General features: G+C 61.5%; 16 protein-coding genes. 3 read left to right on the forward strand and 13 right to left on the reverse strand.

The genetic code is table 11. From position 1 onward, the window contains the following. Positions 1–31: 31 nt before the first annotated feature. The 9 genes from BLR69_RS23540 to ubiE are packed head-to-tail and all read right to left on the reverse strand — an operon-like array spanning position 32 to position 6,004. Positions 32–739, reverse strand: coding sequence for a 16S rRNA (uracil(1498)-N(3))-methyltransferase (locus BLR69_RS23540; protein WP_071497083.1), 708 nt, complete (start codon positions 737–739; stop codon positions 32–34). Beyond that, the gene (tatC, locus tag BLR69_RS23545) at positions 736–1,524 is read right to left on the reverse strand and encodes a twin-arginine translocase subunit TatC (protein ID WP_058423693.1); all 789 of its coding nucleotides are present in this window, start codon (positions 1,522–1,524) and stop codon (positions 736–738) included. The genes BLR69_RS23540 and tatC overlap by 4 nt, the downstream gene beginning before the upstream one ends. After that, complete coding sequence (gene tatB / locus BLR69_RS23550) at positions 1,521–1,925, reverse strand: Sec-independent protein translocase protein TatB (protein ID WP_071497084.1); 405 nt, start codon at positions 1,923–1,925, stop codon at positions 1,521–1,523. The genes tatC and tatB overlap by 4 nt, the downstream gene beginning before the upstream one ends. Before the next feature lie 10 nt (positions 1,926–1,935). After that, on the reverse strand, positions 1,936–2,214 hold the full coding sequence (locus BLR69_RS23555) for a twin-arginine translocase TatA/TatE family subunit (protein WP_016979166.1): 279 nt from the start codon (positions 2,212–2,214) through the stop codon (positions 1,936–1,938). A 26-nt stretch (positions 2,215–2,240) separates the two neighbouring features. Beyond that, entirely contained in the window at positions 2,241–2,573 is a 333-nt protein-coding gene (locus BLR69_RS23560) for a phosphoribosyl-ATP diphosphatase (RefSeq protein WP_058423691.1), read from the reverse strand. 2 nt (positions 2,574–2,575) lie between these two features. Further along, positions 2,576–2,968, reverse strand: coding sequence for a phosphoribosyl-AMP cyclohydrolase (gene hisI / locus BLR69_RS23565; RefSeq protein ID WP_058423690.1), 393 nt, complete (start codon positions 2,966–2,968; stop codon positions 2,576–2,578). A gap of 41 nt (positions 2,969–3,009) precedes the next feature. Next, positions 3,010–4,614 carry a ubiquinone biosynthesis regulatory protein kinase UbiB gene (gene ubiB, locus BLR69_RS23570; protein WP_071497085.1) on the reverse strand — a complete coding sequence of 535 codons (1,605 nt, stop codon included), beginning with the start codon at positions 4,612–4,614 and terminating at the stop codon, positions 3,010–3,012. After that, positions 4,611–5,234 carry a ubiquinone biosynthesis accessory factor UbiJ gene (locus tag BLR69_RS23575; protein WP_071497086.1) on the reverse strand — a complete coding sequence of 208 codons (624 nt, stop codon included), beginning with the start codon at positions 5,232–5,234 and terminating at the stop codon, positions 4,611–4,613. The genes ubiB and BLR69_RS23575 overlap by 4 nt, the downstream gene beginning before the upstream one ends. Continuing rightward, on the reverse strand, positions 5,234–6,004 hold the full coding sequence (gene ubiE / locus BLR69_RS23580; protein WP_003171186.1) for a bifunctional demethylmenaquinone methyltransferase/2-methoxy-6-polyprenyl-1,4-benzoquinol methylase UbiE: 771 nt from the start codon (positions 6,002–6,004) through the stop codon (positions 5,234–5,236). Before ubiE ends, BLR69_RS23575 begins: the two co-directional genes overlap by 1 nt. A 144-nt stretch (positions 6,005–6,148) precedes the next feature. Between ubiE and BLR69_RS23585 the strand changes: the two genes are divergently transcribed. The 3 genes from BLR69_RS23585 (at position 6,149) to BLR69_RS23595 (ending at position 7,927) form a co-directional block, all read left to right on the forward strand. Continuing rightward, the gene (locus BLR69_RS23585) at positions 6,149–6,424 is read left to right on the forward strand and encodes a polyhydroxyalkanoic acid system family protein (RefSeq protein ID WP_025858683.1); all 276 of its coding nucleotides are present in this window, start codon (positions 6,149–6,151) and stop codon (positions 6,422–6,424) included. 105 nt (positions 6,425–6,529) lie between these two features. Beyond that, entirely contained in the window at positions 6,530–6,952 is a 423-nt protein-coding gene (locus BLR69_RS23590) for a phasin family protein (protein ID WP_071497087.1), read from the forward strand. A 12-nt stretch (positions 6,953–6,964) separates the two neighbouring features. Beyond that, positions 6,965–7,927, forward strand: coding sequence for a phasin family protein (locus BLR69_RS23595; RefSeq protein WP_071497088.1), 963 nt, complete (start codon positions 6,965–6,967; stop codon positions 7,925–7,927). A gap of 68 nt (positions 7,928–7,995) precedes the next feature. Here BLR69_RS23595 and BLR69_RS23600 read toward each other — a convergent pair whose 3' ends face one another. From BLR69_RS23600 to BLR69_RS23615, 4 genes are all read right to left on the reverse strand, one after another. Continuing rightward, positions 7,996–8,529, reverse strand: a complete 534-nt coding sequence (locus tag BLR69_RS23600; RefSeq protein WP_071497089.1) for a fimbrial protein — start codon at positions 8,527–8,529, stop codon at positions 7,996–7,998. 18 nt (positions 8,530–8,547) lie between these two features. After that, positions 8,548–9,432 carry a fimbrial protein gene (locus BLR69_RS23605; protein ID WP_232000936.1) on the reverse strand — a complete coding sequence of 295 codons (885 nt, stop codon included), beginning with the start codon at positions 9,430–9,432 and terminating at the stop codon, positions 8,548–8,550. 112 nt (positions 9,433–9,544) lie between these two features. Continuing rightward, positions 9,545–10,492 (reverse strand): fimbrial protein, encoded by a 948-nt coding sequence (locus BLR69_RS23610; protein WP_071497090.1) that lies wholly within the window; start codon positions 10,490–10,492, stop codon positions 9,545–9,547. 62 nt (positions 10,493–10,554) lie between these two features. Next, positions 10,555–13,122, reverse strand: coding sequence for a fimbria/pilus outer membrane usher protein (locus BLR69_RS23615; protein ID WP_071497091.1), 2,568 nt, complete (start codon positions 13,120–13,122; stop codon positions 10,555–10,557). Positions 13,123–13,231 lie beyond the last annotated feature (109 nt).

The following is a 13,231-nucleotide window of genomic DNA, read 5'->3' on the forward strand; positions in this document are numbered from 1 at the left end:
AAGCCCCCTCCCACAGGGTTGCTTCGGTAGGTTAGAAGAGTCGGGCGAGCAGGGCGGTGACGGCGGTTTCGACGCGCAGGATGCGGGCGCCCAGTTGCACCGGCTGCAAACCGGCCTTGGCCAGCAGGTCCACTTCGTAGGGAATCCAGCCACCTTCCGGGCCGATGGCCAGGGTCACCGGCTCATCCAACCCGCGGGGGCAGGCTGGGTAGTCGCCAGGATGACCGACCAGGCCCAGGGTGCCTTCAGTCATCGCCGGCAGGCGGTCCTCGACGAACGGCTTGAAGCGCTTCTCGATAATGATCTCGGGCAGCACCGTATCCCGCGCCTGTTCCAGACCGAGGATCAGTTGCTCGCGAATCGCCTCGGGTTCCAGGAACGGCGTTTGCCAGAAGCTCTTTTCCACCCGGTAGCTGTTGACCAGCACCACCTTGGGCACGCCCATGGCCGCCACGGTCTGCAACACCCGGCGCAGCATCTTCGGGCGCGGCAGGGCCAGCAGTAGGGTCAGCGGCAGTTTGGCCGGCGGCGGCTGGTCGAAGCTCACGTGCAGCTCGGCTTCAGCGGCCTCCAGGCGCAGCAGTTGGGCATTGCCCATCAAGCCGCCGATGCGGCCGACGCGCAGGCTGTCGCCTACGGCGGCGCGGTGGACTTCCTGCATGTGCACCAGGCGTCGATCACGCAACACCACGCGGTCGACCGCGATGAAATCGGCCTCCTCCAGCAGCAGCAGGTTCACGGCTGGGTCGCTGGCGGCTGGTCGTCGTCGCGCTGGTCATCCGGGTGTTCGCCGCGCTTGCTGATCAGGCTGCTGAACAGGATGCCGATCTCGAACAGCATCCACATCGGCACGGCCAGCAGGGTCTGGGAGAAAATGTCCGGCGGCGTGAGGATCATGCCGACCACGAAGCAGCCGATGATCACGTAGGGGCGGATCTTCTTCAGGTACGCCACGTTGACCACGCCGATCCATACCAGCAGCACCACGGCCACCGGGATTTCGAAGGCCACGCCAAAGGCGAAGAACAGCGTCATCACGAAGTCGAGGTAGCTGGTGATGTCGGTCATCATTTCCACGCCGGCCGGGGTGGCGGCGGCGAAGAACTTGAAGATCAGCGGGAACACCAGGAAGTAGGCGAACGCCATGCCGGTGTAGAACAGCAGGATGCTCGACACCAGCAGCGGCACGGCGATACGCTTTTCGTGCTTGTACAGGCCCGGTGCGATGAAACCCCAGATCTGGTGCAGGATCACCGGGATCGCCAGGAACAGCGAGACCATCATGGTCAGCTTCAGCGGCGTGAGGAACGGCGACGACACGTCGGTGGCGATCATCGTCGCGCCGGCCGGCAGGTACTGGCGCAGCGGCGTGGAGACGAAGGTGTAGATCTGCTGGGTAAAGGCAAACAGCCCGGCAAAGATGATGAAGATGGCCGCTACGCACCGCAGCAGGCGGGTACGCAACTCGGTGAGGTGCGAGACCAGCGGCATGTGCTGGTCGTTTTCCGGTTTATCAGCGCTCATGGGGCTCGCGGCGGCAATGTAGGGTCATGGGGCGCGGGCGACGCGGCAGGCGTCGGCGCAGGCTCGGTTGGCGCGGTCGGTGCCACGGGGGCGGCTTCAACGGTGGGCGCGATGCTGTTTTCAACCGCAGGCTCCACCGGTTTGGCTGGCTCCTGCACGGGCGACAGAATCTTGCGGGCTTCCTGCTCCAACGAGAGGATGTGCTCGTTGTGCAGTTGCCGGCGGATCTCGTCGGCGCCGATTTCCCGTTCAACTTCCTGTTTGATGGCGTTGAAACTGCGTTTCAGGCGCCCGATCCACAGGCCGGCCGTGCGCGCGGCACCGGGCAGGCGTTCCGGCCCCAATACCAGCAGGGCCACGAGGCCGACGAGCAGCAGTTCAGAGAAGCTGATACCAAACATTAGTCAGTGCTCACGAGTCTTTGCGGGTCGGCTCTTCGACTTTCTCAGCCTGCACGTCGAAGGTGCGACGCTCGGTGATCGGCTGGGTGGCCTGCGGGTGCACAGGCTGCGCCGGAGGCACGGGGTTGACGGCAGGGTCGGCCGGCTTTTCGTCGTCGTTCATGGCTTTACGGAAGCCCTTGATCGACTCGCCCACGTCGGTGCCCAGGTTCTTGAGTTTCTTGGTGCCGAATACCAGTACCACCACCACCAGAATGACGATCCAGTGTTTCCAGTCAAAAATGCCCATGCTGCGTATCCTCTAGTCTTGGTTATTCAGGCGGACGGGCGCGAGGCCTTCTCGGCGTGCCCGGACAAGCCGAAGCGACGGTCCAGTTCATCCAGCACAGCCTGTGGGTGCTGCCCCAGTTGGGCGAGCATGACCAGGCTATGGAACCACAAGTCGGCGGTCTCGTAGATGACATCGCTGTAATCGCCGCTGAGCTGCGCGTCCTTGGCGGCGATGATGGTCTCGATGGACTCTTCGCCGAGTTTTTCCAGAATCTTGTTCAGGCCCTTGTGGTACAGGCTGGCGACATAGGAGCTGTCGGCGTCCGCGCCTTTGCGGTCTTCCAGCACCTGGGCCACGCGGTTCAGGGTATCGCTCATGTCTAGTGTCCTGCCGAGTAGATGGCGTGCGGGTCTTTGAGCACCGGTTCTACAACTTTCCATTCGCCGTTCTCGAACACGCGATAGAAGCAGCTGTGACGGCCGGTGTGGCAGGCGATGTCGCCGATCTGCTCGACCATCAGGATCACCACGTCGGCGTCGCAGTCGATGCGCATCTCGTGCAGGGTCTGCACGTGCCCGGACTCTTCGCCCTTGCGCCACAGTTTGCCACGCGAGCGTGACCAGTAGATGGCGCGCTGCTCAGTGGCGGTGAGGCTCAGGGCCTCGCGGTTCATCCAGGCCATCATCAATACGCGCCCGGTCTTGTAGTCCTGGGCAATGGCCGGCACCAGGCCGTCACTGTCCCACTTGATCTCGTCCAGCCAGTCTTTCATGTTCGGCTCCGGCAATTTGCGACAGTGTATAACCGGATTGGCTATCGACGCACGATCAGATAAACGCCCACGGCGATCATGATGCCGGCCGGCCAGTGGCCCAGTTGGTTCAGCGGGCCACCGATGGCCAGCATCACGCCGCCGACCAGGTGCGCGGCGCCCAGCAGGCGCAGGAACCAGTCGTCCTTGCGCTTGTGCCACGGCGGCGCCGGGTCCTTGGCGTGGGGCTGGGACATGCGCTCCAACAGGTCGCGGGTCATGTTGGCCAGGTGCGGCAGTTGTTCCATCTGGCTGTGCAGGTTGCCCAGCACGGTTTTCGGGCTCATCCGCTCGCGCATCCAGCGTTCGAGGAACGGTTGCGCGGTGTTCCACAGGTCGAGGTCCGGGTACAGCTGGCGGCCCAGGCCTTCGATGTTCAGCAGGGTTTTTTGCAGCAGTACCAGCTGCGGCTGCACTTCCATATTGAAGCGCCGCGCAGTCTGGAACAGGCGCATCAGTACCTGACCGAAGGAAATATCTTTTAACGGTTTTTCGAAGATCGGCTCGCACACCGTGCGGATCGCCGCTTCGAATTCATTGAGCTTGGTTTCCGCCGGTACCCAACCTGAGTCGATGTGCAATTGCGCCACGCGGCGGTAGTCGCGCTTGAAGAAGGCGAACAGGTTGCGCGCCAGGTAATCCTGGTCTTCCGGGGTGAGGCTGCCGACGATACCGCAGTCGATCGCGATGTACTGCGGGCTCCACGGGTTGACGGTGCTGACGAAGATATTGCCCGGGTGCATGTCGGCGTGAAAGAAACTGTCGCGGAACACCTGGGTGAAGAAGATCTCTACGCCGCGCTCGGCGAGCATCTTCATGTCGGTGCGCTGGTCGGCCAGGGTGGCGAGGTCGGTGACCTGCACGCCGTAGATGCGCTCCATCACCAGCACTTTGGGGCGGCACCAGTCCCAATACACTTGCGGCACGTACAGCAGCGGCGAGCCTTCGAAGTTGCGCTTGAGCTGGCTGGCGTTGGCCGCTTCACGCAGCAGGTCGAGTTCGTCGTAGATGGTTTTTTCGTAGTCGGCGACCACGTCCACCGGGTGCAGCAGGCGTGCATCGGCGCTGAAACGTTCGGCAGCGCGGGCGAGGATGAACAGCCACGCCAGGTCTTGGCCGATGATCGGCTTGAGGCCTGGGCGGATCACTTTCACCACCACTTCTTCGCCGGTCTTGAGCTGCGCCGCGTGCACCTGAGCGACCGAGGCCGAGGCCAGCGGGTCGACGTCGAAGCGGCTGAACACGTCGCTGATCTTCTGGCCCAGTTGTTCTTCGATGAGCTTCATCGATTGCTGGGAGTCGAACGGTGGCACGCGGTCCTGCAACAGCATCAGCTCGTCGGCGATGTCCTCGGGCAGCAGGTCGCGGCGGGTCGAGAGGATCTGCCCGAACTTGATGAAGATCGGCCCCAGGTCCTGCAACGCCAGGCGCAGGCGCGCGCCACGGCTGAGCTCCAGCTGTTTGCGCGGGAACCAGCGCCACGGCAGCACATAGCGCACGGCAAGCAGGAACCACGGCAGCGGCAGGGCGAACAGCAGGTCATCGAGGCGGTAGCGGATTACGACGCGCTGGATACGAAACAAACGGCGGACGGCGAGCAGCTTCATGCGTTATCGCTTGGATCAAGGGAACGGCTCAGGCGCTCGAAGCGCGCCTCGAGGCGTTCCAGGTCGATTTTGGCCTTGTCGAGTTCACGAAAGCGCGCTTGCGCTTCCCGCTCTCCGACCAGGGTGCGCGATTCTTCGCTCAGGTATTCGGCGAGGTTCTGGTTGAGGCTGGCGAACCCTTGCTGGTACCAGCGCGAACGGCTGCGCAGGTGCCCGCTGATCAACTGGGTGGCGACGGGGCCGATCCAGCGCGACAGTTCGTATTCCCAGTCCAGTTCCAGGTCCTGCAGGATGGCGGCGAGGTCCATCAGCACCGAGCTGTCGCCTTCCAGCTCCACTTCGGCGCTGTGCAAAATGGCGGTCTTGTTGCGGCTCAGGGCCAGGTGCAACAGGCTCGATGCCGGTGCCCGCAGGGTGCAGTCGGCTTCGGCGGCCCATTGGGTCGCGAGCATCAGGCCTTCATCGCTGGGCAGGATGAACAGCTGCAAGGCGGGGCTGCGGCAGTCGACGGCAATCACTTTGCCGCTGAGGTGCGCAAGCCGCGCCAGGGCGGTGCTGTCCAGGCGCAGCACACGGTTGAGGCCGTGTTCAACGCTGGCGAGAAGGCCGGCGAGCAACATCAGGGCTTGATGCCACGGTGCAGGGCGACGATGCCCGAGGTCATATTGTGGTAGGTCACGCGGTCGAAACCGGCCTCTACCATCATCGACTTCAGGGTTTCCTGGTCGGGGTGCATGCGGATCGATTCGGCCAAGTAGCGATAGCTCTCGGCGTCATTGGTGATCAGCTTGCCCATCAACGGCATGAAGGCGAACGAGTAGGTGTCGTAGACCTTGGACATCAGCGCGTTGGTCGGCTTGGAGAATTCCAGCACCAACAGGCGGCCACCCGGCTTGAGTACGCGCAGCATCGAGCGGATCGCGTCTTCCTTGTGGGTCACGTTACGCAGGCCAAAGGCGATGGTCACGCAATCGAAATGGTTGTCCGGGAACGGCAGCTTCTCGGCATCCGCCTGGACGAACTCGATATTGCCGGCCACGCCTTTGTCCAGCAGGCGGTCGCGACCGACCTTGAGCATCGAACCATTGATGTCTGCCAGCACGACCTGGCCGGTAGGACCGACGAGCTTGGAGAACTTGGCTGCCAGGTCGCCTGTGCCGCCGGCGATGTCCAGCACACGGTTACCGGTGCGCACGCCCGACAACTCGATGGTGAAGCGCTTCCACAGGCGGTGCATGCCGCCCGACAGCACGTCATTCATCAGGTCGTACTTGGCCGCGACGGAGTGGAACACCTCGGCGACTTTTTCCGCCTTTTGGCTTTCCGGGACGTTCTTGAAGCCGAAGTGAGTGGTGGGTTCGGCATCGCTGCCTTTGCGCTGATCAGTCATATCGCTGTCACCAAAAGAGAATGCGGGACATGATAATCCCCAAGGCCTGCTTTGTCTTGGCAAGGCTGAAGGTAAGATGGGCGGTCAGCGAGACCTTTTGCCGCATCGAAGGTATCCAAGTCCCTATAAAGAGGAGTCATTGCAATGGCCCGTATAACTGTTGAGCGTGCACATTCCCTGGGTAAAGAGGGCGCGCGGGCAAAGGCCGACAAGTTGGCGCACAAACTCAAGGAGCAATACGGCCTGGAGCCGTCGTGGTCCGGCGATACCTTGAACCTCAAGCGTTCGGGGGTTAAAGGCACGGTGTTAGTCGCCGATGATTCGCTGCGTATTGATGTGGAGCTGGGTCTGTTGATGTCAGCCATGAGTGGCACCATCAAGTCTGAAATCGAAAAGGCGTTGGACAAGGCGTTGGCGTGATCCCATTGTTCTTAGGGTGCCGATTCTAATTTTCCCGCCTACTTTGTGCCCAAGCCCTCAACTCCTGTGGGCCGTTCCTCCCCCCTATTCTGCGTGAGGTGCACCATGGCCAAAGTTATCCTGAAGAAAAAAATCGACGCCCAGACCACCACCCTGAGTGAGGTTAAGTCCTACGCCCGCAAGATTTGGTTGGCGGGTCTTGGTGCTTACGCCAAGGTCGGAAGCGAGGGCGGCGAGTACTTCAAAGCGCTGGTTAAAACGGGTCAACATGTTGAAAGCAAAGGCAAAAAAGTTGCAGTTGAACAACTTGAAGCCGCCAACAGTCAGATTGACCAAGTAAAGAGTAATGTCTCCACGGTCAAAGGTCTGGTAGAAGTTCAGCTGGATAAAGTTGAAAAAGCTTTTGATACTCGCGTTGCCAGTGCCTTGAATCGAATCGGCATTGCGTCTAAACATGACGTTGAGACACTCTCTGCTAAGCTCGAAGAGCTGACGACATTGCTAGAACGTGTCGCGCGTAAACACTAAGGAGACATCGGGATGGCTGTTAAAAAGACTACTCAGAAAGAAGGCAGCTCGTGGGTCGGGGAAGTTGAAAAATATTCCCGTAAGATCTGGCTTGCTGGTTTAGGCGTGTACTCGAAGGTTAGCAGTGACGGCGGCAAATACTTCGAGACTTTGGTCAAGGACGGCGAGAAGGCCGAGAAGTTGACCAAAACCACGGTTGGAAAAAAAGTTGAAGCGGCCAAGGCAACTGCCGGCTCCGCCAAATCCAGCATTGCTGACACTTGGGAGAAGTTGGAACAGACTTTCGACAAGCGTCTCGCCAGTGCTGTTTCGCGACTGGGCGTGCCGAGCAAAGCTGAACTGAAAACGCTGCACAGCAAGGTCGATACCCTGACCAAGCAAATTGAAAAGCTGACGGGCGCTAAAGTGGCTCCCGTGAAAGCGGCCGCTGCAAAACCGGCTGCCAAGCCGGCGGCTAAAACTGCTGCGGCCAAACCCGCTGCGAAACCTGCGGCCAAGCCTCTGGTAAAAGCCGCCGCCAAGCCGGCGGCAAAACCTGCGGCTAAAGCTGCTGCCAAGCCAGCCGCCAAGCCAGCCGCCAAGACCGCAGCCGCAAAACCGGCCGCCAAGCCTGCCGCTAAACCAGTGGCCGCCAAGGCTGCTGCCAAGCCGGCCGCTAAACCTGCTGCAAAACCAGCGGCCAAAGCCGCGGCAAAACCGGCTGCCAAACCAGCCGCTAAAACCGCAGCCGCCAAGCCTGCTGCTGCGAAACCTGCCGCCAAGCCAGCCGCTGCAAAACCAGCAGTCAAACCCGCTGCCAAGCCTGCGGCCAAACCCGCCGCCGCGAAGAAGCCTGCGGTTGCGAAAAAACCAGCCGCAGTGAAGCCTGCGACAGCGCCAGTCGCCTCGACAGCCAACTCGGTGTCCGCGCCAACGCCAGCACCTGCTACCCCGACTGCAACGCCGGCAACACCGACGCCATCCAGTCAGTCCTGATTTTCCGGGACACACAAAAATGCCCGGCCTGTGAAGGTCGGGCGTTTTTTTGCCTGGGTCTCAGAGCGTCAGTTGTAGGTGATCGACACGGTCACGTTGGTGACCAGCGTGCCTTGGGTGACATCCGCAGCGGTGTGGCTGACAGCGTAGTAGCCCGACAGTGGCAGCACGGCTTTCCGGTTGCTGGTTGGCACCGTACGGGTACGTTGGGCGGGGGTGCCGTTGGCCGGGATGGTCACCGCGGAAGGTGTGCGATGGACCAGCCATAAGCCTGTGCCCTTGGATGTGCCTGTGTTGGCAAACAGTCCGGCGTTTCCGCCCGAAGGGGTACCCGTAAATAGAAAATACACGTTGCGGATATCGGACTCACAGTCGGCAGTAACGTCAAACTGACGCTCGCCGGCGTAGGTGATGTTGTCAAAGTCTGAAATCTTGATGGTCGGCAATACGATGCTGCGGCTCACATCACCAGCCGCCAGATTGCACGTACCCGCATTGACCTGGCCGGTGAATCTCAGTGTTCCGGTGGTCGCGGCCTGCACCGCATGGGTGGCCAGGCTTGCAGTGATTGCCAGCAGGAGAGGCAGGGTTTGGATCTTCATCAGGAGGTCCTTTGGGGGTCAGTTGTAGGTGATGTTGACGGTGGTGGTGCTGGCGAGCGTGCCTTGGCGAACCGTGCCGTTTTTGTAATAGGCCGCGCCCAGCGGCAAGACCGCGCGATTACCGGAGACGGCGACCGTACGTGTACCGTTGTTGCTGATGGTCTGGTTTGCCCCACCGGTGCGCGAGTACAGCCACAGGGCGATACCGCCGGCAGAGCCGGTGTTGTTGAAGAGCGAGGCGTTCCCAGGGGCGGGTGCTCCGGTAAAGCGGAAGGTGACGCTGGATGCATTGCTGCAAGTGGCCGACAGCTCGAAGTTGCTCGCACCTGCGCTGTTAGCGTTGTTGAACGCGCTCACCCGCACGGTCGGCAGTGGGATGGTGCGGTTGACGTCGCCTGTCGCCAGGTCGCAGGTGGCGGCAGGCCTGACAAAACGCACGGCGCTGCCCATTTGCAGGCGAAAAGTGCTCGATGTTTTAAGCCATTTTTGTTCGAAGAAGTACCCAGGGGGAACTGTCCCGGTGGTGACTGGACCGATCTTGTAGAAGGTCGCTTCTGCCGAGGTGAAGCTTGAGACCGGTCCGGTAACTAAGGCCTGAGGCAGGTTATGAAGCGTAAAGAGCGCACTGCCTAAACCATTCATTGTCATCCGAACGGCCACACCAACGCCTGGAACCTCAGTGGGGTGGACACCCTGGTTATGATTATTCGGGTAGCGCCCGTTGACCCATCGGGTGGCCAGTACGCAAAAGGTGTTCCAGCCGGGAGCCGCACCGTTGAATGCCTGGCGAATGATCACACCGTTGACAGGCAGGCTGTCAGGTACAGGGATAGTCGCCGGCAGATTGAGGGTCAGTGTGTCGTTCTGATACCTGGGGCAAGTCGCTTGGGCGGCGATTGGCATCCCAATCCCCAGCATTAGCGAAACAAGTTTTATAGTTGGTTTCATTTTCCTCGGTTTCCCCATGACAGAGAGGCCCGCTCTCCTCGGAGGCGGTGGCGGCCTGCCTGCGTACTCAGTTGTAAGTGATGTTGACGGTGGTGGTAGTGGCGAGCGTGCCTTGGCGAACCGTGCCGTTTTTGTGATAAGCCGCGCCCAGCGGCAAGACTGCGCGATTGCCGGAGACGGCGACCGTACGCGTACCGTTGTTACTGATGGTCTGGTTTGCTCCGCCGGTGCGGGAGTACAGCCACAGGGCCACACCGCCGGCAGTGCCGGTATTGCTGAAGAGCGAGGCGTTCCCGGGGGCAGGAGCGCCCGTAAAGCGGAAGGTGACGCTGGACGCATTGCTGCACGTGGCGGTCAGCTCGAAATTGCTCGCGCCTGCGCTGTCGGCATTGTTGAACGCGCTCACTCGCACGGTCGGCAAAGGGATAGTGCGGTTGACGTCGCCTGCAGCCAGGTCGCAGGTGGAGGCCGGGTTCACAAAGCGGATGGAGTTGTTCAATACCATCCGGTAATGGCCCTTGCCGCCATCCCAATTGTTGTGCTGGATCTCGCCGCTGGGCAGGGTGCCGGTGGTGACCGGGCCCAACTTGTAAAACTCCGCCACCAACCTTGTCGCCCCCCAGAGGATTCGCCCAGGGGCCGATACGAGGCTTTCAGTCTTGAGTTTCGCGGAGTAGGGCGCACCGGAAGTCAACGTGACCATGACACGCATGCCGATACCGGGAACATTGGTGTGGTAAATCAGCCCGCCCGGCGCCGATTGGGCTGATGTAAATCGCCCGGTGAGAAACGTCGGTGTCGCGGTGGGGCACCACATGTAGAACGTCGGATAAGGCCCTGCGAAGGTCTGGCTGGTGATCAGTTGGCCTACGCCAAGACTTTCCGGCACGGGGATAGTGCTGTTGGGAAAGGTCACGCTGTGTTGCATGTTCGGGTACCGATCGCACGCCGCATGGGCGGCAATCGGCATGCCCAGGGCCAGCAGTATCGAAATGAATGTGATGGAGTGTTTCATCTTCAGTCCCGTCATGAGAAAGGGTGTTTAAGGGTGAGGAGCGACTTGCCCCTCACCCTCGATCAACCGCCTGTACCTGCTCGGCAGCTGCCAGCGTCCAGTTGGCGCAGGCGCTTGCCACCCTCGGCCCCAGGCTCCTTGTCCAGGCGGTAGTTCAGTTGGCAGGTGGCATTGGCATTCGGGCCCCACCTGACGGTCAACGCCCCTTGATCATGTGCAACCCGCACAAAGGCTTTGCCGCCCTGGCCGACAACGCCGACGCTCGCACCGCTTTCATCGAACACATCCGAACCGAACGGCAGCGGGCTGCCATCCTCACGTCGTGCAGTGATCAGGATCGCCTGGCCGCTGACGGTCTCGAATTGCAGCTTCACCACCGAACCTGCACGAGGCGCGACGTTTTGCGCGGCCGTCTTGAGCTCGACATCGACGGACAGGTCCTTGGGGTCCAGTTCGACGACGTTCTGGCGGTAAGGCGTGAGGTGGGGCACCACGGCGTAACCGCTCGTGCCGACCTGGGCGCTGTGGTTGCCGTTGATGCGTGCGCCCTGTGCATCGGGGGCCTGGACCAGGCCAATGGTGTCGCCCAGTTCCGGGGCGAAGGTCACGCCGCCTGCGTGGGCAACCACACCGCCGGTCATGCCGAGGGACGCTGTACGGTAGGTGTTGCTTTGCCCATAACTGGCGGACAGCACGCCCTGGCTGGCTTGATACTTTATGTCGGCACTGGCGGAGCTGCCACCGCCCTGGGTATGGCTGCCTCCCACTCCGTAGGTGAATTCGTTGCGTTCGCCCAGGCTGCCACCGAGGTTTGCGCGCTCGCCGCTGCTTCGATTGCCGCGATACGCCGTGGTGGTCAGGGTTGGCGAGCGAGGGCTGCTGCCCAACGGGAAGCTCAGGCTCAGCTCGATTTGCTTGTCGACGCGGTCACTCAGCAAGTCTTTGGTGCGCTGGGCGCTGAGGGTGTAGTGCAGGCCGTTCCAGCTGCCGGTGTAGCCCGTGGTGAACGTCAGGTTGCCGCTTCTGCGGTTCCAGTAGTTCTGTGAGGAACCGGTCAGGTACACCGAGCCGTTGCCCAGGCTCTGGTTGAGGCTGATGTCCATCCGGTCGCGCAGGCGTGAAAGGTTGTCCAGGCTGCGGTCGTCGATGGCGAGGTCGCGCGCCCGTGCGGCGTCGGCCACGCTCAGGAAGCCCTCCGTGGAGTAGCGGTAGGCACCGAGGGCAAAGTGGGTGCCGGTGTCGGTGAAGTTCTTGCTATAGCGCAACTGCACACTTCGCCCGCCACGGGAGTCGTGGCCCGGAAGCTTCGCGGAGGAGTTGGTCAGGTCAAGCGATAGCGCGCCGAACGGCGTGTTGAAAGCCGCACCCAGCAACTGCGATTGATAGTCTTCGCCCATCACCACGCCGGTGTAGCCGGTCAGCAGGTTGCTGAGGCCGTGCTGGTAAGTGGCTTGCATCAGGGTCGGCGGATAGCGCAGCCCGATCTCATCCAGCTTGCCGACACTCAATGAGTAGCGGCTGTAGCCGGCGCGCAACAGGTTGGCGTTGGCGGCAAAGGGAACAATGAACTCACGCTTGCGGCCATCGGCCTCGGTAATCGTGACGGTCAGGTCACCGCCATAGCCTGTGGCAAACAGGTCGTTGAGCACAAACGGGCCGGGAGCCACGGACACTTCATCGAGCAGCACACCGCGCTGGCGCACGGTGACCCGCGCGTTGGTTTCGGCGATGCCACGTACGACCGGTGCGAAGCCAGTCATAGAGTCAGGCAGCATCCGGTCGTCACTGAACAGGCTGGCGCCCCGTATGCGTACGCTGTCAAACAGCTCGCCCGAGGTAAAGATCTCACCCGCCACCAATTGAGAGCGCAGCGGGGCCAGTTCGCGCTGCACGTAGGTGCTGCTGCTTTGATAGCCAGCACTGCTATCGTTGCGGCTGAAGCTGCCGTTATGTCGCCAGTGCCATTCACCCAGGTTGAGGCCGGTGTTCAAGCCCAGGTAGTGGGAGTCGATGGTGCGGCCATTGGTCTGTGTCGCGAAGGAGTTGACGTTGTAGCGCACGAAGGCCGCGTCAACGCCGCTGTCCCAGTGCTTGGGGTCGACATAGCCCCGCGCCTGGCGCAGCAGGTAGATCTGCGGCACCTGCAGTTCCAGGCGGTTCTCGCCCGAGTCGAACTGGCTGCTGCTGCCGGGCAGGTAGGTTGCGATGTCATCGCAGCGGGAAAACTCCGGTGCAGGCGGCTGGCCGGCCTCGGCGGGTTGATTTTTCGGCGCATCCAGATCGATGCCAAACCGGACAAGTGCGTCGCGCTCAAGGCACATCTGCGCCGAGTCCTGGCCTTCAACGGCGACGAAGACCACGGTTTCACGCCCGATCCACTGGCCGTTGAGGTAGACATCGGTGCGGTAAGTGCCGGGCAGCACGATGTTGCCGCGGCTGAACTTTGAAATGTCGACCTGCTGGTCGACCGCCCGATCCGGAAAGAAGGCGGGGTTGAACTCGACATTCTCGACACCGTAGGCGGCCACGGCATTGACGCTACTGAGCAGCAACAGGCAGCGCGCCATGAGCATCGATTGACGACGTGACAGGGATCCGGCGCTTACGCTGGCAGGCGTGTTGGAACTCATGTTTACCATTCTCAAAAATAAGGACTGTCCGAATTTGGGCAAAGGGAACCCCTGCCCAAAAAAAGGGGCATTAGCCGAACGTGTGTAACGAAGTGGATAGCGTTGCCAG

The organism is Pseudomonas azotoformans (assembly GCF_900103345.1).
GTDB classification, from domain to species: Bacteria; Pseudomonadota; Gammaproteobacteria; order Pseudomonadales; family Pseudomonadaceae; genus Aquipseudomonas; species Aquipseudomonas azotoformans.

Excerpts from the sequence above, each read along its gene's own strand:
- BLR69_RS23585 (WP_025858683.1), top strand. The coding sequence starts at position 6,149 with ATGGCCCGTATAACTGTTGAGCGTGCACATTCCCTGGGTAAAGAGGGC.
- BLR69_RS23610 (WP_071497090.1), bottom strand. The coding sequence starts at position 10,492 with ATGAAACACTCCATCACATTCATTTCGATACTGCTGGCCCTGGGCATG.
- BLR69_RS23560 (WP_058423691.1), bottom strand. The coding sequence starts at position 2,573 with ATGAGCGATACCCTGAACCGCGTGGCCCAGGTGCTGGAAGACCGCAAA.
- BLR69_RS23595 (WP_071497088.1), top strand. The coding sequence starts at position 6,965 with ATGGCTGTTAAAAAGACTACTCAGAAAGAAGGCAGCTCGTGGGTCGGG.
- BLR69_RS23600 (WP_071497089.1), bottom strand. The coding sequence starts at position 8,529 with ATGAAGATCCAAACCCTGCCTCTCCTGCTGGCAATCACTGCAAGCCTG.
- tatC (WP_058423693.1), bottom strand. The coding sequence starts at position 1,524 with ATGAGCGCTGATAAACCGGAAAACGACCAGCACATGCCGCTGGTCTCG.
- BLR69_RS23575 (WP_071497086.1), bottom strand. The coding sequence starts at position 5,234 with ATGTTGCTCGCCGGCCTTCTCGCCAGCGTTGAACACGGCCTCAACCGT.
- hisI (WP_058423690.1), bottom strand. The coding sequence starts at position 2,968 with ATGAAAGACTGGCTGGACGAGATCAAGTGGGACAGTGACGGCCTGGTG.
- BLR69_RS23615 (WP_071497091.1), bottom strand. The coding sequence starts at position 13,122 with ATGAGTTCCAACACGCCTGCCAGCGTAAGCGCCGGATCCCTGTCACGT.
- BLR69_RS23590 (WP_071497087.1), top strand. The coding sequence starts at position 6,530 with ATGGCCAAAGTTATCCTGAAGAAAAAAATCGACGCCCAGACCACCACC.
- ubiE (WP_003171186.1), bottom strand. The coding sequence starts at position 6,004 with ATGACTGATCAGCGCAAAGGCAGCGATGCCGAACCCACCACTCACTTC.
- ubiB (WP_071497085.1), bottom strand. The coding sequence starts at position 4,614 with ATGAAGCTGCTCGCCGTCCGCCGTTTGTTTCGTATCCAGCGCGTCGTA.
- BLR69_RS23555 (WP_016979166.1), bottom strand. The coding sequence starts at position 2,214 with ATGGGCATTTTTGACTGGAAACACTGGATCGTCATTCTGGTGGTGGTG.
- tatB (WP_071497084.1), bottom strand. The coding sequence starts at position 1,925 with ATGTTTGGTATCAGCTTCTCTGAACTGCTGCTCGTCGGCCTCGTGGCC.
- BLR69_RS23605 (WP_232000936.1), bottom strand. The coding sequence starts at position 9,432 with ATGCCAATCGCCGCCCAAGCGACTTGCCCCAGGTATCAGAACGACACA.